This window comes from Rhodococcus sp. WY5, from assembly GCF_018588185.1.
Lineage (GTDB): Bacteria > Actinomycetota > Actinomycetes > Mycobacteriales > Mycobacteriaceae > Rhodococcus_F > Rhodococcus_F qingshengii.
This window is the reverse complement of record NZ_JAAMPR010000001.1, coordinates 1,979,540-1,996,578: the sequence shown is the minus strand read 5'-3', so window position 1 is coordinate 1,996,578 and position 17,039 is coordinate 1,979,540. Positions and strand designations below refer to the sequence as shown.

The 17,039-nt window shown below is 62.8% G+C and carries 19 protein-coding genes; 10 read left to right on the top strand and 9 right to left on the bottom strand.

All coding sequences use genetic code 11. The features are described 5' to 3' along the window. Positions 1-82: 82 nt before the first annotated feature. Positions 83-961, top strand: coding sequence for an AraC family transcriptional regulator (locus tag G4D79_RS09205; RefSeq protein WP_099698118.1), 879 nt, complete (start codon positions 83-85; stop codon positions 959-961). Between the two features lie 63 nt (positions 962-1,024). Here G4D79_RS09205 and G4D79_RS09200 read toward each other — a convergent pair whose 3' ends face one another. Continuing rightward, on the bottom strand, positions 1,025-1,672 hold the full coding sequence (locus G4D79_RS09200; protein WP_007730017.1) for a CoA transferase subunit B: 648 nt from the start codon (positions 1,670-1,672) through the stop codon (positions 1,025-1,027). Further along, positions 1,669-2,415 carry a CoA transferase subunit A gene (locus G4D79_RS09195; protein WP_007730016.1) on the bottom strand — a complete coding sequence of 249 codons (747 nt, stop codon included), beginning with the start codon at positions 2,413-2,415 and terminating at the stop codon, positions 1,669-1,671. The genes G4D79_RS09200 and G4D79_RS09195 overlap by 4 nt, the downstream gene beginning before the upstream one ends. Before the next feature lie 171 nt (positions 2,416-2,586). Here G4D79_RS09195 and pcaH point away from each other — a divergent pair, with 171 nt between their 5' ends. From pcaH to G4D79_RS09165, 6 genes are read left to right on the top strand one after another with little or no spacing between them, the layout of a single operon-like run. Then, complete coding sequence (gene pcaH / locus G4D79_RS09190; RefSeq protein ID WP_007730015.1) at positions 2,587-3,306, top strand: protocatechuate 3,4-dioxygenase subunit beta; 720 nt, start codon at positions 2,587-2,589, stop codon at positions 3,304-3,306. Continuing rightward, positions 3,299-3,940: a protocatechuate 3,4-dioxygenase subunit alpha gene (gene pcaG, locus G4D79_RS09185; RefSeq protein ID WP_099698119.1), complete on the top strand. Its 642-nt coding sequence runs from the start codon at positions 3,299-3,301 to the stop codon at positions 3,938-3,940. The genes pcaH and pcaG overlap by 8 nt, the downstream gene beginning before the upstream one ends. Positions 3,941-3,951: 11 nt before the next feature. After that, positions 3,952-5,280 carry a 3-carboxy-cis,cis-muconate cycloisomerase gene (pcaB, locus tag G4D79_RS09180; RefSeq protein ID WP_030536552.1) on the top strand — a complete coding sequence of 443 codons (1,329 nt, stop codon included), beginning with the start codon at positions 3,952-3,954 and terminating at the stop codon, positions 5,278-5,280. Continuing rightward, positions 5,277-6,458 carry a 3-oxoadipate enol-lactonase gene (pcaD, locus tag G4D79_RS09175; RefSeq protein ID WP_099698120.1) on the top strand — a complete coding sequence of 394 codons (1,182 nt, stop codon included), beginning with the start codon at positions 5,277-5,279 and terminating at the stop codon, positions 6,456-6,458. Before pcaB ends, pcaD begins: the two co-directional genes overlap by 4 nt. Next, entirely contained in the window at positions 6,455-7,279 is an 825-nt protein-coding gene (locus tag G4D79_RS09170; protein ID WP_007730008.1) for an IclR family transcriptional regulator C-terminal domain-containing protein, read from the top strand. The genes pcaD and G4D79_RS09170 overlap by 4 nt, the downstream gene beginning before the upstream one ends. A gap of 24 nt (positions 7,280-7,303) precedes the next feature. Next, positions 7,304-8,515 (top strand): acetyl-CoA C-acetyltransferase, encoded by a 1,212-nt coding sequence (locus tag G4D79_RS09165; protein WP_007730007.1) that lies wholly within the window; start codon positions 7,304-7,306, stop codon positions 8,513-8,515. Here G4D79_RS09165 and G4D79_RS09160 read toward each other — a convergent pair whose 3' ends face one another. Next, entirely contained in the window at positions 8,516-9,055 is a 540-nt protein-coding gene (locus G4D79_RS09160; RefSeq protein WP_099698127.1) for a MarR family winged helix-turn-helix transcriptional regulator, read from the bottom strand. A gap of 72 nt (positions 9,056-9,127) precedes the next feature. Here G4D79_RS09160 and G4D79_RS09155 point away from each other — a divergent pair, with 72 nt between their 5' ends. Continuing rightward, a complete protein-coding gene (locus G4D79_RS09155; RefSeq protein ID WP_075834490.1) occupies positions 9,128-9,853 on the top strand; it encodes an SDR family NAD(P)-dependent oxidoreductase in 726 nt (241 codons plus the stop codon). Here G4D79_RS09155 and G4D79_RS09150 read toward each other — a convergent pair whose 3' ends face one another. Both G4D79_RS09150 and G4D79_RS09145 read right to left on the bottom strand, forming a co-directional pair. Continuing rightward, positions 9,854-10,573, bottom strand: a complete 720-nt coding sequence (locus G4D79_RS09150; RefSeq protein WP_058226622.1) for a dienelactone hydrolase family protein — start codon at positions 10,571-10,573, stop codon at positions 9,854-9,856. A 46-nt stretch (positions 10,574-10,619) separates the two neighbouring features. Beyond that, positions 10,620-11,669 carry an ABC transporter substrate-binding protein gene (locus G4D79_RS09145; RefSeq protein WP_235867875.1) on the bottom strand — a complete coding sequence of 350 codons (1,050 nt, stop codon included), beginning with the start codon at positions 11,667-11,669 and terminating at the stop codon, positions 10,620-10,622. A 346-nt stretch (positions 11,670-12,015) separates the two neighbouring features. Between G4D79_RS09145 and G4D79_RS09140 the strand changes: the two genes are divergently transcribed. Next, positions 12,016-12,219, top strand: a complete 204-nt coding sequence (locus G4D79_RS09140) for a cold-shock protein (protein ID WP_003939930.1) — start codon at positions 12,016-12,018, stop codon at positions 12,217-12,219. Between the two features lie 69 nt (positions 12,220-12,288). Here G4D79_RS09140 and G4D79_RS09135 read toward each other — a convergent pair whose 3' ends face one another. The 4 genes from G4D79_RS09135 to G4D79_RS09120 form a co-directional block, all read right to left on the bottom strand. Further along, positions 12,289-13,017 carry a Clp protease N-terminal domain-containing protein gene (locus G4D79_RS09135; protein WP_081558480.1) on the bottom strand — a complete coding sequence of 243 codons (729 nt, stop codon included), beginning with the start codon at positions 13,015-13,017 and terminating at the stop codon, positions 12,289-12,291. A 70-nt stretch (positions 13,018-13,087) separates the two neighbouring features. Further along, entirely contained in the window at positions 13,088-13,873 is a 786-nt protein-coding gene (locus tag G4D79_RS09130; protein WP_214514236.1) for an alpha/beta fold hydrolase, read from the bottom strand. An 83-nt stretch (positions 13,874-13,956) separates the two neighbouring features. Further along, complete coding sequence (locus G4D79_RS09125; RefSeq protein ID WP_099698658.1) at positions 13,957-14,949, bottom strand: ABC transporter substrate-binding protein; 993 nt, start codon at positions 14,947-14,949, stop codon at positions 13,957-13,959. Positions 14,950-15,377: 428 nt separating this feature from the next. After that, the gene (locus G4D79_RS09120) at positions 15,378-16,016 is read right to left on the bottom strand and encodes a DUF2461 domain-containing protein (RefSeq protein WP_003939783.1); all 639 of its coding nucleotides are present in this window, start codon (positions 16,014-16,016) and stop codon (positions 15,378-15,380) included. An 86-nt stretch (positions 16,017-16,102) separates the two neighbouring features. On the opposite strand from G4D79_RS09120, the gene G4D79_RS09115 reads away from it, so the two are divergent. Then, complete coding sequence (locus G4D79_RS09115; protein ID WP_003939801.1) at positions 16,103-16,948, top strand: mechanosensitive ion channel family protein; 846 nt, start codon at positions 16,103-16,105, stop codon at positions 16,946-16,948. The last annotated feature ends 91 nt before the right edge of the window (positions 16,949-17,039 follow it).

Sequence of the window (17,039 nt, the reverse complement as noted above, 5' to 3'; positions counted from 1 at the left end):
CTGCCCTACTTTTTCGGGCACGGATAGTCGGGTACGGCCCAAGTGATCTGCGTAGCGTGAAACCCGTGAACAGGAAGACACGATGATCGACGGACTGAACCGCGCGCTCGACTACATCGAAAGCAATCTGAGCGGCGAGATCGATACAGCCGAGATGGCAAGGCTGGCAACCACCTCGGAGTATCACTTTCGGAGGATGTTCTCGGCCCTGGCCGGCATTCCCGTATCCGAATACATCCGTCGACGTCGACTCACCCTGGCCGGTGCCGAGTTGTCCGTCAGCAGATCAGGAGTGTTGGAGACCGCCGTGAAGTACGGCTACTCGTCCGCGGAAGCCTTCACACGAGCGTTCACCGCATTTCACGGCGTGAGCCCCGGCGCGGTCAAACGCGCTCCCGCCGTTCTCAAATCGCAACAGAAACTTGTCATTCACGTGACACTGGAAGGAGCCACACCGATGGACTACATGCTTGTGGACAAACCTGCCCTGACGGTAGTCGGGTTCAAGACCCGGGTTCCATTGGTTCACGAAGGTCCCAATTCTGCGATCGAAGATTTCACCCGCTCCGTGGACAAGGTTGCGTTGCGAGGGTTGCGCGAGCTCTCCGATCAGGACCCGGCGGGAATCGTCAGTGTCGTCGACAATTTGGCGCATCCCAGAACCGAAGGCACAGAACTGGATTACTACCTGGGAGTGGTCACCGGCAAACCTTCACCCACGGGTTTCGATCTGCTGACGGTCGACGCACACACGTGGGCCGTCTTCACCGCCGACGGGTCGGAAATCGAATCTGTGCAGTATTTGTGGCGAGATATCTACACGGAATGGTTCCCTGCCAACCCTTTTCGCTCCGTACCTGGTCCCGAGATCATGCGTACCGAATACAACGACGATTTCACCGTCGCACGGTTCGAGCTCTGGATTCCGGTCGAGAGCGAGCTGAGCGACGTCGGGGCGTAAAACAGCCGCCAGGTCGGATGGAAGTCACGACCCGGCGGCTGAGCCATCAGATGAAACAGACTGTCAAAGAATCAGTTTCGCTCCGGTAGCAGCAACCACGTCCTCGACGCTGATGCCCGGCGCCGTCTCCACCAGGCGGAGACCGTCGTCAGTCACGTCGATCACGGCCATGTCGGTGATGATTCGCTGGACGCAGCCCTTACCGGTCAGCGGAAGCGAGCACTCCTCGACGATCTTGTGCTCACCCTTCTTCGAGACGTGCTCCATCATCACGATGACGCGCTTTGCGCCGTGGACCAGATCCATCGCGCCGCCCATGCCTTTGACCATGTGGCCGGGGATCATCCAGTTCGCGAGGTCTCCGGTGGCACTGACCTGCATGGCACCGAGCACGGCAACGTCGACCTGGCCGCCGCGGATCATGCCGAACGACGCTGAGGAGTCGAAGAACGACGCACCGGGGAGAACGGTGATGGTCTCCTTGCCCGCATTGATCAGCTCGGGATCGAGTTCGTCCTCGGTCGGGTACGGCCCCACGCCCAGAACGCCGTTCTCCGAGTGCAATACAACGGTGATGTCGGTCGGGAGGTAGTTCGGAACCAGCGTCGGCATACCGATGCCGAGGTTCACGTACTGCCCGTCCTCGAGTTCGCGCGCGACGCGGGCCGCCATCTCTTCGCGGGTGAGTTTGGTGGGTAGTACAGAAGTCATGCTCGTACCGTCCGATTCTCGATGCCGACCGTCACGGGGCCGACGTGGACAACACGCTGAACGTGAATGCCCGGCGTGTGGATCTCGGCGGGGTCGAGCTCACCCGGCTCTACGAGGTGCTCGACCTGCGCAATGGTGATGCGCCCCGACGTTGCTGCAGCCGGATTGAAGTTCTGGGTACTCGCGCGGTAGACGAGGTTGCCGTGCCGGTCACCTTTCCAGGCATGGACCAGTGCATAGTCGGCGACGATGCCGCGCTCCATCACGTAGGTGACGCCGTCGAAGTCACGAGTTTCCTTGGGCGGACTGGCAACTGCGATGCCGCCGTTACCGTCGTAACGCAGTGGCAGGCCGCCGTCGGCGACCTGGGTGCCGACGCCGGCCGGGGTGAAGAACGCGGGGATGCCCGCTCCCCCGGCGCGCATGCGCTCGGCGAGCGTGCCCTGCGGCGTGAGTTCGACTTCCAGCTCACCGGAAAGGTACTGACGCGCGAACTCCTTGTTGGAGCCGACGTACGAGCTGACAGTACGACGGATACGCCCCTTCTCCAGAAGCACTCCGAGCCCGAACCCGTCGGTGCCGCAGTTGTTGCTCACCGTTTCGAGTGATGTCGCGCCCTGCTCGAGGAGCGCATCGATGAGGATTTCCGGCACTCCGACGAGCCCGAAACCTCCGACAGCGATCGTGACGCCGTCCGGCACGTCGGCGACGGCCTCGGCAGCAGTGGGAATGACTTTGTCCATCATGTCGATCACAGTAGCGCGACCCGTACGTATTGTGAACCCCCGTCCGCATAACGAACATTTTTCGCCCCCGGCATTGCCTGGGTCACATCTACGAACTATTCTGTTCGCAGAGCGCAACACATGTACACATTGCGAACAACTTCACGTAACCGAACGACGAGGTTCCCTATGCTGCATCTACCGCCGAGGTACCAGCGGCCGACTGGCGTCAACGCCCCGGCCGATTTCGCGGACTACAAGACGACTTCCCTTCGCCACCCGAAGCAGCCGCTGAAGCTGCTCCCCCAGCGGCTCACGGAGCTCACCGGGCCGGTATTCGGCGAGGATCGCGTCGGCGCCGGCGAAAACGACCTGACCATTGCCAACGGCGGCGAAGCACAGGGACAGCGCATCGTCGTTCACGGCCGCGTACTCGACGGCGACGGAAAACCCGTCCCCCACACACTGCTCGAGGTGTGGCAGGCCAACGCCGGTGGCCGCTACCGCCACACCGGCGACAACTGGCCCGCGCCGCTGGATCCGTTCTTCAACGGCCTGGGTCGCTGCGTCACCGACGCGAACGGCCACTACAGCTTCACCACGATCAAGCCGGGCGCCTACCCGTGGATGAACCACGACAACGCCTGGCGACCGGCCCACATCCATTTCTCGCTGTTCGGCACGGCATTCACGCAGCGCCTCGTGACGCAGATGTACTTCCCCGACGATCCGATGTTCTTCCAGGACCCGATCTACAACGCGGTACCCGAAGCAGCACGTCACCGCATGGTCAGCGTCTTCGACTACGACGCCACAGTCCCCAACTGGGCTCTCGGATTCCGCTTCGACATCGTCCTGCGCGGCCGTAACGCCTCCGTATTCGAGAACGAGGAAGACCACGATGACTGATCACACCGCGAAGCCCGCACCCACTTATCCGGTCGTCCCCGGCGACTTCACCACCGCCCCCTTCGGTGTCACGCCCTCTCAGACCGTCGGGCCGTACTGGCACATCGGCCTCCCCTGGACGGACGGCCCCGACGCCGCTCCCGCCGCTGCCCCCGGACGAATCACGCTGGCCATCACGGTGATCGACGGCGCCCGTACACCCGTCGCCGACGCGATGATCGAAACATGGCAGGCCGATACGCTCGGACGCTTCAACCATCCGGACGATCCCCGTGGCGCAGTGGAGCTCACTCCGGCTGGTTTTCGCGGATTCGCCCGCAGCGCAGCGGATCCCACGGGCACTGCACTGGTCCACACTGTCAAGCCCGGTGCGCAGCCCACTGAAACGGATGCGAACGAGGCCCCACACGTGAACGTGTCGGTCTTCGCTCGCGGCATGCTCGACCGCCTGGTCACCCGCTTGTACTTCCCCGAGGACACCGACGCACACGCAACAGATCCGGTGCTGTCCTCACTGAGCGAAACCGAACGCGCGAAGCTGGTTGCAACCAAGGTCGACGGTGGGTACTCCTGGACGGTCTATGTTCAGGACGAGGACGCGAACGGCGTCGAGACGCCCTTCTTCGAACTGTAAGAGGAGTACACATGCCCACTCGCGGCGCACTGTTCGACCCGGTGTTCGGGGCCACCCGCGTATCGGAGCACCTGTCCGACCAGGCGTGGGTCACCGCGTTGCTCGACGTGGAGGCCGCACTGAGTTGTGCGATGGCCACCGTCGGATTGGCGGACGGGGAACATTGCGCCGCGGTGGCTGCTGCCGCGGCCGAACTCTCACAACCGGGCGGTCTGGACATCGTGGCGCTCGGCCGCGCGTCGGCCGCCGGCGGAAATCCCGTCATTCCGCTGGTGAAGATGCTGCGCGAAAGGGTCGGACAGGAGGGTGTGCCTGCCTCCGTGGTGCACCCGGGCGCCACCAGTCAGGACATCATGGACTGTGCGCTGATGCTGTTGACGCGACGCGCGGGCGCGGTGGTTCTGGCCGACCTGACCCGCGCCGCCGATTCCGCCGCCCACCTCGCCCGCCTCCATCGCTCCACTCCGATGGTCGCGAGAACTCTGGGCCAGCAGGCACTTCCGACCACCTTCGGGCTACTGGCATCGAGTTGGTTCACTGCACTCGACGCCGCAGCGATTCGCCTCGAGATCGTGCTGTCCACGTTGCCGGTTCAATTCGGCGGCGCCGCAGGCACACTCGCTGCGTTGTATCCCGACGGGCTCAGGATCGCCGATGCACTGGCCGACGAACTCGGCCTGGCCAGGCAGGTTGCTCCCTGGCACACCGACCGCGTGACCATCGCAGAACTCGCGACCACGCTCGGTATCGTCGCCGGCGCCGTTTCCAAGCCCGCCACCGACATCACCGTCATGGCGTCCACCGAACTCTCCGAGGTCGCCGAAAGCGCTCCGGGCGGCTCATCGGCCATGCCGCACAAGCAGAATCCCGTCGCGGCCATCACCGCCCGCGCAGCAGCGCGACGTGCTCCCGCACTGGTCGCCACAGCCCTGTCTAACATGGATCACGAATTCGCCCGCGCTGCAGGCCCCTGGCACGCCGAGTGGGAAACCGTCACCGATCTCCTGCGTCTGGCAGGCGGAGCGGCGCACCAGCTTTCCGTGAGCCTCACCGGCCTGCAAGTACACACCGAGTCGATGGCTCGCAATCTCGACATCACCGGTGGCTTGATTCTCGCCGAGCGTGTCACCAAGGCCCTGTCCGCACACACTGATCGAGCGCGCGACATCGTCACCGCGGCAGCCACTTCCGGAACCAGATTGGATCGTGATCCCGCCATCGCAGAGCACCTGAGCGAAACCGAGATCGCCGAACTACTCGACCCCGCACACTATCTGGGCCACGCCACCGATCTGGTCGACCGCGCCCTCGCCGAACGCCCCACAGGAGGATCTCGATGAGCGTCGCGCTCAACTTTCAACAGACCGGCAATCTCGATGCCCCGGCAGTGGTTCTCCTGGGTTCACTCGGATCCGATCTGTCCATGTGGCAGCCGCAGATTCACGCGCTGTCGAATCGGTACCGCGTCATCGCCGTCGACCATCGCGGCCATGGCAAGTCGCCGGTTCCCGCCGGCCCCTACTCCATTGCCGATCTTGCCGGCGATGTCATCGTTCTCCTCGATTCGCTCGAACTCGAGTCCGTACATCTCGTCGGGCTCTCCCTCGGCGGCGCTGTCAGCCAGTGGATCGCCGCACATCACCCCACTCGCGTCGAGACGTTGACCTTGATGTGCACGTCCGCGCAGTTCGCCCCGGCTCAGCCGTGGATCGATCGCGCCCAGGCTGTCCGAGCGGACGGTATTGCATCCATCGCGGCCGCCGTGGTCGGACGCTGGTTCACGCCGGGTCTGGCCGACAACGATCCGGAACTAGTTGCCCGCCACGTCGCAATGGTCGAAGTCACACCCGACGAGGGCTATGCCGCCTGCTGCGAGGCGCTTTCGGTATGGGACGGCCGCGCCGACCTGGCCCGCATCGTCGCTCCGACGCTCCTCATCGCTGGCGAGCAGGATCCGGCGACGCCTCCGGCGACGTTGAGCGCGATCGCCGACGGTATCGCCGACGCGGTACTGCACGTCGTTGATCCCGGCGCACACCTGGCCAACGTCGAACAAGCCGGGCGCGTCACCAAACTACTTGCAACGCATATTGCCTCGCACACATCTGCGCTCGCCCAACGTAGCGCCGCCGTGTCGGCCGGCATGACCGTACGACGCCAGGTGCTCGGCGACGCCCACGTCGACCGTTCCATTGCCGGTGCCACCGAGTTCACCGCCCCTTTCCAGGACTTCATCACTCGCACGGCGTGGGGTGACATCTGGTCGCGCCCCGGCCTCGATCACCACACCCGCAGGCTCCTCACTCTCGCGATCCTCACTGCCGTCGGCAACGAACACGAACTCGACATGCACATTCGCGCTGCGCTGCGTGCCGGGATCGATCCCGACGAACTCGTGGAAGTATTTCTCCATACCGCGGTCTATGCGGGTGTGCCGAACAGCAACTTGGCTTTTGCGCTGGGAAAGCAAGCACTCGCGGACCTCTCGGCCGAACCTGAGGAGAACGAGACAACATGAGTGAGAACAGCAGCGAGCAGGCGCCGGGACCGTCCCCGGACTACGTGCAGTCGCTGGCCCGTGGGCTTTCCGTCATCAAGGCTTTCGACGGTGAGCACCCGCGTCGCACCCTCAGCGAGGTTGCCCGGCACACCGATCTCACGCGTGCGACTGCTCGCCGCTTCCTACTCACGCTCGTCGAACTCGAATACGTACGTACTGACGGTTCGGTGTTCTGGTTGACGCCTCGCGTCCTCGAACTCGGCTACAGCTACCTGTCCAGTCTGTCTCTCCCCGAGATTGCCGGGCCGCATCTGGAAGCTTTGTCCGCCAAGGTCCGTGAATCCACGTCCGTGTCGATCCTCGACGGTGACGACGTCGTCTACGTGGCTCGTGTTCCGGTCAGCCGCATCATGACGGTGTCCATCACCATCGGCACGCGCTTTCCCGCGTACGCCACATCCATGGGTCGAGTTCTGCTCGCCGGCTTGCCGGACGACGCACTGGACGCCTACCTCGCCCGAGTGTCCTTCGCCCGCCTGACCGGCAAGACCATCTCCACCGCCGACGGACTGCGTGCCGAACTCGAGAAGATTCGCGCCGACGGATTCGCGATTGTCGATCAGGAACTCGAAGAGGGTCTGCGCTCGCTCGCCGCACCCATCCGGGACGCGACCGGTGACGTGGTCGCGGCCGTCAACATCTCCACCCAAGCCGCCCGCTACAGCGCCGAAGCTGTTCGCGGTGAACTGGTTCCGGCCGCAGTCGCCACCGCGGACGCCATCTCCGTCGATCTCGGACGTACTCAGTCGTCCAACAATCACTCGGCTGCCACCCGCTGACCGAGCAGACCCAAGGAAGAACCAATGCCTGACGTTGTCATCTGTGAACCGCTCCGTACCCCTGTCGGCCGCTTCGGCGGTGTCTTCCGTGACGTAGCCCCGGAAGATCTCGCCTCGACGCTGATCACCGAACTCGTCACGCGTACCGGCATTTCCGGCGCGGAGATCGACGACGTCATTCTCGGCCAGGCTTCGCCGAACGGTGAGGCTCCGGCGATCGGACGCATCGCGGCGCTCAACGCGGGTCTGGGCATCGATGTTCCCGGCATGCAGGTGGATCGCCGGTGCGGGTCGGGATTACAGGCAGTCATCCAGGCCGTCATGCAGGTTCAATCCGGTGGCAGTGATCTGGTCCTCGCGGGCGGTGCCGAGTCGATGAGCCAGGCCGAGTTCTACGCAACCGGAATGCGTTGGGGCGTCAAGGGTGAAGGAGTTGCGCTCAGCGATCGTCTCGCGCGCGCCCGCGTCACAGCCGGCGGACGTGACTTCCCGGTTCCCGGCGGAATGATCGAAACGGCAGAGAACCTGCGCGCCGAGTTCTCCATCAGCCGCGAGGATCAAGATGCACTCGCGGTTCAGTCCCATCAGCGTGCCGTCGCAGCACAGAAGAACGGCGTCTTCGCCGAAGAAATCGTTCCGGTATCCGTTCCGCAGCGCAAGGGCGAGGCCCTGCTCGTCGACACCGACGAGCATCCACGCGCCGACACCTCGATGGAATCGCTTGCGCGCCTTCGTCCCATGCGCGCAAAGATCGACCCCGACTCCACCGTGACTGCAGGTAATGCCAGCGGTCAGAACGACGGCGCAGCACTGGCGATCGTCACCACCGCCGACAAAGCTCGTACCCTCGGACTGCGACCGCTCGCACGCCTCGCGAGTTGGAGCGTTGCGGGCGTTCCGCCGCGCACCATGGGCATCGGCCCCGTACCGGCGTCGGAGAAGGCACTCGGCCGCCTCGGGCTGTCCCTGGCGGACATGGACGTCATCGAACTCAACGAAGCCTTTGCGGCACAAGCACTTGCAGTCCTGCAGAGCTGGAATCTCGAGGCCGACGACCCACGCATCAACCCCAACGGCTCCGGCATCTCCCTCGGACATCCGGTCGGAGCTACGGGTGGACGAATCCTGGCCACCCTGTTGCGCGAGATGGACCGTCGCGAAGCGCGTTACGGCCTCGAGACGATGTGCATCGGCGGCGGGCAGGGCCTGGCTGCGGTCTTCGAGCGCCTGTCCTGATCAAGCCCCGACGTGCGCGACGCCGGAGTCACCGAGTTCGCCGCGTAGGCCGTCGAGAAAGACACGCAGCAGTTCGGTGAGTTCGGCCTGCTGCTGCTCGGTGAGAATCGACGTCAGTTCGGCTTCACGGCCGAGAACTCGGTCCACCAATTGCTCCACCAGCTCGTGACCGGCGGCAGTGAGGGTCACGAGCACTATTCGTGACCCTTGCGCGGCGGAGGACCTCTCCACCAGACCCGCGTTCTCCGCGCGCGCGAGTCGTTGCGAGATCGCACCGGCCGTGACTCCGGTCTGCTCGGTGATCTGGCGAGTCGTCAACTGATACGGCTCGCCGGATCGCCGCAGGACACTGAGTAGGTCCAGCGTGGCTGTGTCCGCACCGGCCGAGGCGAGTACCCGTCGGCGATCCTCACCGAGCAGCTTGGCGCACATCCACAGCCTGGTGACGATGCCGATACCCTCCACGGGCGTGCCCGGCCTTTCGCGAAGCCATGCCAAGGCAACCGCGTCCACCGCGTCGTCCGGGTTGTAGTCGCCCACCACTGCACACCTCGTTTAGCTCTAAATGATACGTTCTTCGTATAGGTCTAAACGTAGCTCACGGAGGTAGGCATGACACGCACAGTTCTAGTAACCGGCGGCGGAACAGGGATCGGACGCGCAGTTGCAGCGGCGTTCGCCCGAGACGGAGACACCGTTTTTGTCACCGGCCGACGCACGGAACCACTCGAAAAGACCGCGGAGGAGTTGGGCGATAATGTTCACGCCTTGACTTGTGACAACTCCGACCCGAAAGACCTGAAGCGGCTGCAGGATTCACTTCCGGGAACCATCGACGTCGTGGTGCACTGCGCCGGCGGTAACACGGACTTCGATCGCGAAGCGCCGTCAGATCTGGAATCCCTGGCCGCCGGGTGGCGGGCCAATCTGGACTCCAATCTGATCTCGGCAGTGTTGACCACAGCAGCAGTTCGAGATCGAATCCCCAGTGGCGGTGCCGTCATCACCATCGGATCGATTGCCGCCGACAAGGGAGCTGGAGCGTACGGCGCTGCCAAAGCAGCAGTTGCGACGTGGAATGTCGATCTGGCCGCCGAACTGGGCCCAGAAGGCATCACGGCGAACATCGTCTCCCCCGGTTACATCGCCGACACCGAGTTCTTCCGGGACTTTCTGACGGACGAGCGTCGCACGATGCTGATCGAATCCACCAGCACCAAGCGCGCCGGAACCCCGGACGACATCGCATCAGCCGTCCATTTCTTGGCCTCACCGGGTGCCCGGCAGATCACCGGTCAGGTATTGGCAGTCAACGGCGGTGAGAGAACCAGTCGCTGATCACGCCAGGTGGCGCTCGAAGAACGAGTCGATTCGCTTCCAGGCATCCTGCGCTGCAACAGGATCGGGACCGATTCCGAGGATGCGCTCCAAAGGACGAAGCACCTTGGGTCCGGCCTCCGCGTCGTTGAGGAACGCGTGGCCGGCGGTGGGGTACTCCTTGACGTCGTTCTCGATACCGGCATTGCTGAGCGCCGTCTCCAGCTTCGCTGCAGCACCCCGGAGCGAAAAGTCCTTGCCTCCGAAACTCCCGACGATCGGGCACGCATCCACCACGGCCTCATCGAGTTTGCGTGGAAGCTGACCGTAATTGACCGAGGCAGCGTCGAAATCTCCGGCGCTGACCAGCGCGAAGCCGCCGCCCATGCAGAATCCGATGACACCGATCTTTCCGGTGCAGTCCCGGGATTCCACCAGCCAACTGCGAGCGACTTCGATGTCGGTGAACGCCTTGCCGTGTCCTCGAAGCATCGACGTCATGGTGGGCACTAGGCACCGCTTCGCCCCGCCCGCGCTGTAGAGGTCGACAGCGAGCGTCAGGAATCCCGCAGCGGCCAGCCGCTTGGCTTGCCGCTGCATCACCTCCTCGAGCCCGAATGCCTCGTGAATCATCACTACCCCCGGCCACGGGCCGGGGGTAGTGGGGGTTTCGAGTATCGCTCGCAGCGGTTGTGATCCGCCGACTACTGCGGCGCGGCCCGTCAGATCTATGTCCACCATGTTTCGATGCTAGGCCGACGCAGGGTCCGTACGCTCAGAAGCGAGGTCAGGGGAGTTGTTTTCCCTGGCCCGCCGCAAGCCCGGTCAAGACCCCGGCGAGCTGCGGCAAGGCGTACGGCGCGCTCAGTGGACCGAAATTGTCGACAAAGGCATTCGAGAGCAGAAGTTCGACCGGCGCATAGGCTCGCGCCTTCACCGCGGGGAGGTTCTGGAAAACTGCGAAGTTCTCCAACCTCGTCGTCGCTTCCTGATCAGAAGCGAGGCTGAGCAAAATGTCTGCGGGTGCGAGTACCTCCGCCTGCTCCATCGACAGCGCAGTCATCTGCTCGGCGTTGTATCCGCGATAGTCGAGTCCGAGTTCGCGCAGCAGAACCCCGGGCGCACTGGCATCCCCCTGCACATACAACTGATCGCCGTACATCGAGCCGATCATGATCGTCTTGCCACCCAAGCCGTTCAGGGAAGCTGCGGTGTCGGAGATCAGAGCGTCGGTCCGGGCGATCGCTGCAGCAGCAGCCTCGTCGACAAATGCGGCCTGCCCGACCGTGGCGACGCCGTCACGCCACGAGGTGGTCCAGTCCAGCGCGATGACCGGAGCGATCTGACTGAGCCTCTCGGCTGCAGGTTCGAGATAAGTCTTCATTCCGATGATGAGGTCCGGTGAGTAGCGCGCGATGATTTCCGGGTTGATTTCGCCTGTGGTGCCGAAGCTTTCGAGGTCGGCTATTCCCGCGGTGCTCTGCCAAGGCAGTGAACCGCGGTCCCACGATCCTGTGTTGCCGTAGGCGACTGGGTGAACGCCGAGCGAGAGCAGGAATTCCAGATCCGTGAAGTCGCTGGCAACAACGATCCTTTCCGGCTTTCCCGAGATCGTGGTGGTTCCGAGCGCATTGATCACCTCACGTTGTTCGCCGGCATCAGAAGCATCTGATGTAGTCGAACACCCCGCAAGGATGGCGGCCGCCGCCAGTGCGCCGACCCCGAAGAACCCGCGGCGACTGAGCTGGTCCACAAGTTCAGACGTCGTGGATTCACAAATCGTTCCGTACATGTATGCACTCTCCTTCTCGGCGACTGCTGCGCGCGCCGAGGGCACAGCGAAAGAGAGGTTAGCCCACCCTCATCTTCCATAGGGTTCCTACGTTTGCGATTCCGAGAGATCGGAGCGATAAAAATGGACCGTTCTCGAGCGGACAAGTACATTCCCGCTGATCTATCACCGCAGGCAGTTGGGCGAGCCACCAGTCCCTGCCTTCGGCGATCGGGTCGCTCCAGCGTCGAAAATCAGTCGAAGATCAGTTGCCATTCCCTCCTCGAAAGCTTCCGAATTACCGTCTTTTGCACGTCGCCCACCGTTCGACTTGCGCGGCGTGGGAGGATAGACATATCGAGATCGGGACTTCGATGTGAGGGCCCGGATCGAGTTTGTAGGGAGTATCGGTATGGCACAGGGCATCGTGAAGTGGTTCAACGGCGAAAAGGGCTTTGGTTTCATCGCTCCCGACGACGGAACACCGGACGTGTTCGTTCATTACTCTGAAATCTCGGGCAACGGCTACAAGTCGCTCGACGAGAACCAGCGTGTGGAGTTCGAGGTTGGCCAGGGCCAGAAGGGTCCTCAGGCCACCAATGTGCGCGCTGTCTAATCAGTGACACAAGAAGAGGGCCGCACCCGCAAGGGTGCGGCCCTCTTCTGCATCGGATTCACCTCTGAATCACTGATCCTGAATGACGGCCAACGCTCCAACGATGTTCGACTCCGCCACCGACTTCGAGATTCCGAGATCAGCCAGAACACCTGATCCGTCTTCGAGTTCGAGCAGTGCGAGCAGGATGTGCTCGGTTCCGATGTAGTTGTGGCCCAGGCGAAGAGCCTCACGGAACGTCAGTTCCAGGACCTTGCGCGCACGAGCGTCGTACGGAATGAGTTCTGGTAGTTCGGAAGTCGGAGCCGGTAGTACACCGGCCACTGCAGCTCGGACGGATCCGAGCTCCACCCCCTGCGCCACTATCGCCTTCGCAGCCAACCCGGCAGGCTCCTCGACGAGCCCCAGGAGCAGGTGCTCCGGCCGGATCTCTGCGTTACCGGCGGCGCGGGCTTCGTTCTGCGAGGCCATGACGACGTTCTTCGCCCGGGGAGTGAACCGGTTGAACCCTTCGTTCGGATCCATCGGCTTCTGATCACTCGGCGCCTTGGGAACAAAACGCTTCTGCGCAGCCTGCTTCGAGACACCCATGCTCGCGCCGATCTCCGTCCACGACGCTCCCGACCTGCGCGCCTGGTCGACGAAGTGACCGATCAGGTGATCTGCAACTTCACCGAGATGATCAGCGGCAATCACGGCGTCGGAGAGTTGGTCGAGAGCATCGGTGTGCACCTTCTTGATCGCGTCGATGAGGTCGTCGAGTCGAACCTTGTTGGTCATTTCCACTGGTTTGCTCATGCGTCAACCATAGGTTGACGCATGCGAAAGCGTCAACCCTAGGTTGACGATCGTCTTCGCCGCCCAGTGCTCAGCCGGAAAAGAATTCACGCAGAGCCGGGACAATAGCGTCGTCGGCGACGCCGTGGCCCTGACCGGGGATCTCCAGAGTCTTTGTCCCCGAGACTTTTGCAGCGATTCTCGTCGCCGAGGCAGGTGCCCATTGACCACTGTCACCGCCGTACATGACCAATGTAGGGACGGTAATGGAGGCAAGCCAGTCGAGCGACTGACAGCCGTGATCACACACCGCGACGTCGTAAGGCAAGGTGTGCGCGATGGCGCACATGTCGGGCCAATCGGCACTCCGCTTGATCTCGTCGACCATCTCCGGAGACGCGCCGGTCAGATCCAGAAAACGCGTCACAGCACCTTCCCTGTCGCCGCCCGCAATCAATCGCTCCAGGTCACTTTGGGCAGTCTCGTCACGCTGGTCGTCGTCCATGTACGGCGCCTCGTAGACGGCAAGCTTACGCATCGGAACGGCCTGCGCAGCGGCTTCCAAAGCCAGCGCAGCACCCGACGACAATCCGTAGACCAGCGGCGTTTCACCGGTGGCAGCGACGACCGCTCGCAAGTCCTCCACCTCGGCGTCGATCGAGAACGCGCGACTGTCACCGCTGTCCCCGCGTCCGCGCCTGTCGTACGAATACACCGTGAAGTCCGCCGCCAACTCTGCAGCCAGGGATTCGAACCATCCGCGGTCGCAGAACGCTCCGGCGACCAGGACCACTGCTGGTCCGGCACCGGAGCGTTCGTATGCGATGGTCGTACCGTCGCGGGATTGCACTACCGCTGGGGATTGCTCTGTTTGCACGTCGATCTCCTCAGGTCTGGTCAATGCCTACCTGATTAGACCGCCCGCGCTACCGAAACTCATCGGTCCGGTCGGCAGGGGCTTCAGCTGATCTTGCTGTACAGGGCATCCCAACCCTGTGCCACGTACGAAATCGTGTAGATCGAACCGTAGAACGTAGAGCCACCCAGACTGGTGACGTTGCCCGCCTGCACTGCCGGGAGTCGCTGCCACAGCTTGCTCGCCACCAATGCCTGGTACGCCGCACTGTCCTCGTTCTCGGTGATCATGAAGCCGTCGACGCCGGCCAGCACGTCGAGGCCTTCGAGGCTGACGCCGCCCTCGGGATCGAGCCCCTCCGAGGTGGCGGTTTTGCCACCGATGTCGCCGAGCGTCATGTCGCTGGGCTTGTCGCCCTTCTCGGAGGTACGGATGCTCGTGACGTACAGCGTGTTCGTGTCCGGCATGAACGAGACACTGGCGACGGTCTTGGACGCAATCTTCTCGGCATGACGACTGCGGATGTCGGAAATCAGATTGTCGTAGTCGAGCGTCAATCGATCGAGTGTGGCCGTTCGACCGAGCCAGCCCGACAACCGCGAGAGGTTTGTGCGCCAGTCGTCGGTGAACTCTGTCGTCAGAACCGGTGCGATGGTGGACATCTCGGCCACCGGCCACCACTCGCTCTCGTAGTTCAGGCACACGATCAGGTCGGGCTCGAGCGCCAAGATCTGCTCGCGGTTGGGGATCTCCGACAGGAACGGTACCGACGAATCGATAGGCACCCACGGTGTCGCCTGGGCGTACGTGTAGCCGACGAGCGGAAGTTCCAGAGCTACAGCAGGTTCCAGATCGAGCCGCGAGTCGATCGCGACAACCCTCTTCGGATTGACAGGAATGTCGTACGTTCCGAGAGGTGTCGTCACAGAACGCATTTCGGTTTCACCCGAACTGCTCCCGCTGTCACCGCAGGCCGCCAGGAACGCGCCCAGCCCGGCGATCCCGGCACCGAAGCCGAACTGCCGACGTGTGAGGTCCGAAACGAGGCGGTTGTCGGAGTAGCCCTCGGGAAGCAAGAGCGTGGATTGAGCGGGCATGCGTGTCGAACCTCCAAAAGAAATGAATCATCCACTGTTGCGAGCGGATAAGGATGCCCTAACAGCGTACGCAGGGAGGGTCGTCGCGATCGGCCCAGAAATAGTCGAATCAGGCCAATTCGCACCCCTTACTTGTCGAGTTTGCGCATCTCGACGAAGTAGACCGCACTGAACGCGAGGTAGGTGCCGACGATTCCGAGGACCGAGATGATCAGGACGAGAGCGAGAAACATAGCCATGATGGTCTCCACTGACACGGGTTGTTCACGATGTCGATCGAGAGAAAATGGCTTCGAACTGCGGCGCTGCGACTCGAAGCGGGGCCGAAACTTTCGGTTACACACACCACGCTAGCCCCAGGCGTCTCGAGTTTTGATGAACTCGAGGTGAACTCTCCTACGGCTACGTCACACTTTTCTGTCGGACGGTCAGTTCGGTCCGAGCACCTGTCCGGACCATTCGACCAAAGGCGTCAGTGCGCGCCACGCTGTGCGAACTTCCTTCAATGTCCTGGCGCTGTCCAGCCACGACGGGCTTGGGTAACTACGACCAGCAGTCAGCGACTTGTGACGCAGCAATTCGATCCGCGGGTGATCGACCGTGTATCCGCGAGGCGCCGTCTTGAGCTTGTCGCCGCCGATCGTGAATCCGGCCTTCTCGACGGAGGCCAGGATCTTCTCGAGCTCCGGCCCTCGAACGTCGTCGTCGACAGCCGCACGATAACGCGCGATGGTCTCCGAACTGCTGGCGTAGAAACCACCGGCCACCATCAACCCTGCCGCGTCGATCTGCACGTAGTAGCCACAGCTCTCGGCGAGACCGACGAACGCTCCCTGGTGCGTCTTGTACGGGATCTTGTCCTTCGAGAATCGAACGTCACGATACGGCCGAAAGAGCTTGGCCGTGCCGAATTCGTCCTCCAACGCCGCGGTCAACGACGCCATCGGACGACGAACCACTTCGTCGTACGTCTCCTTGTGCGCTGCCCACCAGGTCTTGCTGTTGTCGGCTTCCAGGTCTTCGTAGAAATCGAGTGCAGCAACGGGTATGCCAGTGAACGCAGCCATGACGTAAGCCTAGCTGCCTGTTCGGCTTTGGACCGTCTGCCCTGCACCGATGCCCGGATCGTCCCGAATCCGTAGACTGCATGGAGATGATTTCCGAAATACAAGCATGGGAACTGACCGATACCAACCGAGACTGGTTGATTCACCGACCCGTCGAGATCGCGATCTACGTGGCACTCGCAGTCGTTCTGCGCTTCGCACTGCACCGCGGGATCGATCGAATGTCGAAGCCTCGCAAGTCTCCGAACGCCAAGGTGAACGAGCGCAGATCGCAGCGAGCCCGGACCATCGGTTCGGTACTCAAATCGACGGTGTCCATCGTCATCCTGGTCTGGTGTGTGCTGCAGATTCTCGGCATCCTCGGGATCAACGTCGCGCCGTTCATCGCATCCGCCGGAGTCATCGGCCTTGCCATCGGTTTCGGTGCACAAAACCTGGTGCGTGACTTCCTCTCCGGCATCTTCATGTTGCTCGAGGATCAGTACGGTGTCGGCGACGTCGTCGATCTCGGCGACGCGGTCGGCACCGTCGAAACAGTGGGCCTGCGCGTCACCACGATTCGAGATGTGAACGGCACCTTGTGGTACTGCCGCAACGGCGAAATCCTGCGAGTGGGCAACATGAGTCAGGGTTACGCCACTGCAGTTCTCGATCTCCCGATCGCCCACAATGCGAACGTGCACAAAGCGTGTGAGGTGGCGACGCGAGCTGTCCTCGAGGCGGCGGAGTCCGAACCGATCAGGGCGGACATGATCGACAAGCCGGAGATGCTGGGAGTCAATTCGGTTACTGCCGAGGCAATTACCATTCGAGTGACGGCGCAGGTCAAGCCTGGGCGCCAATGGGCAGTCCAGCGCGCATTTGCGCGCTCGGCGCTGACTGCGTTCGAAGAGCAGGGAATCGAGGCGCCGTACCTGCCTGTTCTGCGATGACGGTTGAGACTGAAGCGTCTGCCCTTTCCATCAAGTACGCGAGCCCCCGGCGCGGTCGATACCGCCGGGGGCTCGCTGGTGTCTGAAGCAC

Coding starts and splice junctions, on each gene's coding strand:
- G4D79_RS09205 (WP_099698118.1), top strand. CDS start 83: ATGATCGACGGACTGAACCGCGCGCTCGACTACATCGAAAGCAATCTG.
- G4D79_RS09155 (WP_075834490.1), top strand. CDS start 9,128: ATGACACGCACAGTTCTAGTAACCGGCGGCGGAACAGGGATCGGACGC.
- G4D79_RS09165 (WP_007730007.1), top strand. CDS start 7,304: ATGCCTGACGTTGTCATCTGTGAACCGCTCCGTACCCCTGTCGGCCGC.
- G4D79_RS09170 (WP_007730008.1), top strand. CDS start 6,455: ATGAGTGAGAACAGCAGCGAGCAGGCGCCGGGACCGTCCCCGGACTAC.
- G4D79_RS09135 (WP_081558480.1), bottom strand. CDS start 13,017: ATGAGCAAACCAGTGGAAATGACCAACAAGGTTCGACTCGACGACCTC.
- G4D79_RS09125 (WP_099698658.1), bottom strand. CDS start 14,949: ATGCCCGCTCAATCCACGCTCTTGCTTCCCGAGGGCTACTCCGACAAC.
- G4D79_RS09140 (WP_003939930.1), top strand. CDS start 12,016: ATGGCACAGGGCATCGTGAAGTGGTTCAACGGCGAAAAGGGCTTTGGT.
- G4D79_RS09115 (WP_003939801.1), top strand. CDS start 16,103: ATGATTTCCGAAATACAAGCATGGGAACTGACCGATACCAACCGAGAC.
- pcaB (WP_030536552.1), top strand. CDS start 3,952: ATGCCCACTCGCGGCGCACTGTTCGACCCGGTGTTCGGGGCCACCCGC.
- G4D79_RS09200 (WP_007730017.1), bottom strand. CDS start 1,672: ATGACTTCTGTACTACCCACCAAACTCACCCGCGAAGAGATGGCGGCC.
- G4D79_RS09150 (WP_058226622.1), bottom strand. CDS start 10,573: ATGGTGGACATAGATCTGACGGGCCGCGCCGCAGTAGTCGGCGGATCA.
- pcaH (WP_007730015.1), top strand. CDS start 2,587: ATGCTGCATCTACCGCCGAGGTACCAGCGGCCGACTGGCGTCAACGCC.
- pcaG (WP_099698119.1), top strand. CDS start 3,299: ATGACTGATCACACCGCGAAGCCCGCACCCACTTATCCGGTCGTCCCC.
- pcaD (WP_099698120.1), top strand. CDS start 5,277: ATGAGCGTCGCGCTCAACTTTCAACAGACCGGCAATCTCGATGCCCCG.
- G4D79_RS09195 (WP_007730016.1), bottom strand. CDS start 2,415: ATGGACAAAGTCATTCCCACTGCTGCCGAGGCCGTCGCCGACGTGCCG.
- G4D79_RS09120 (WP_003939783.1), bottom strand. CDS start 16,016: ATGGCTGCGTTCACTGGCATACCCGTTGCTGCACTCGATTTCTACGAA.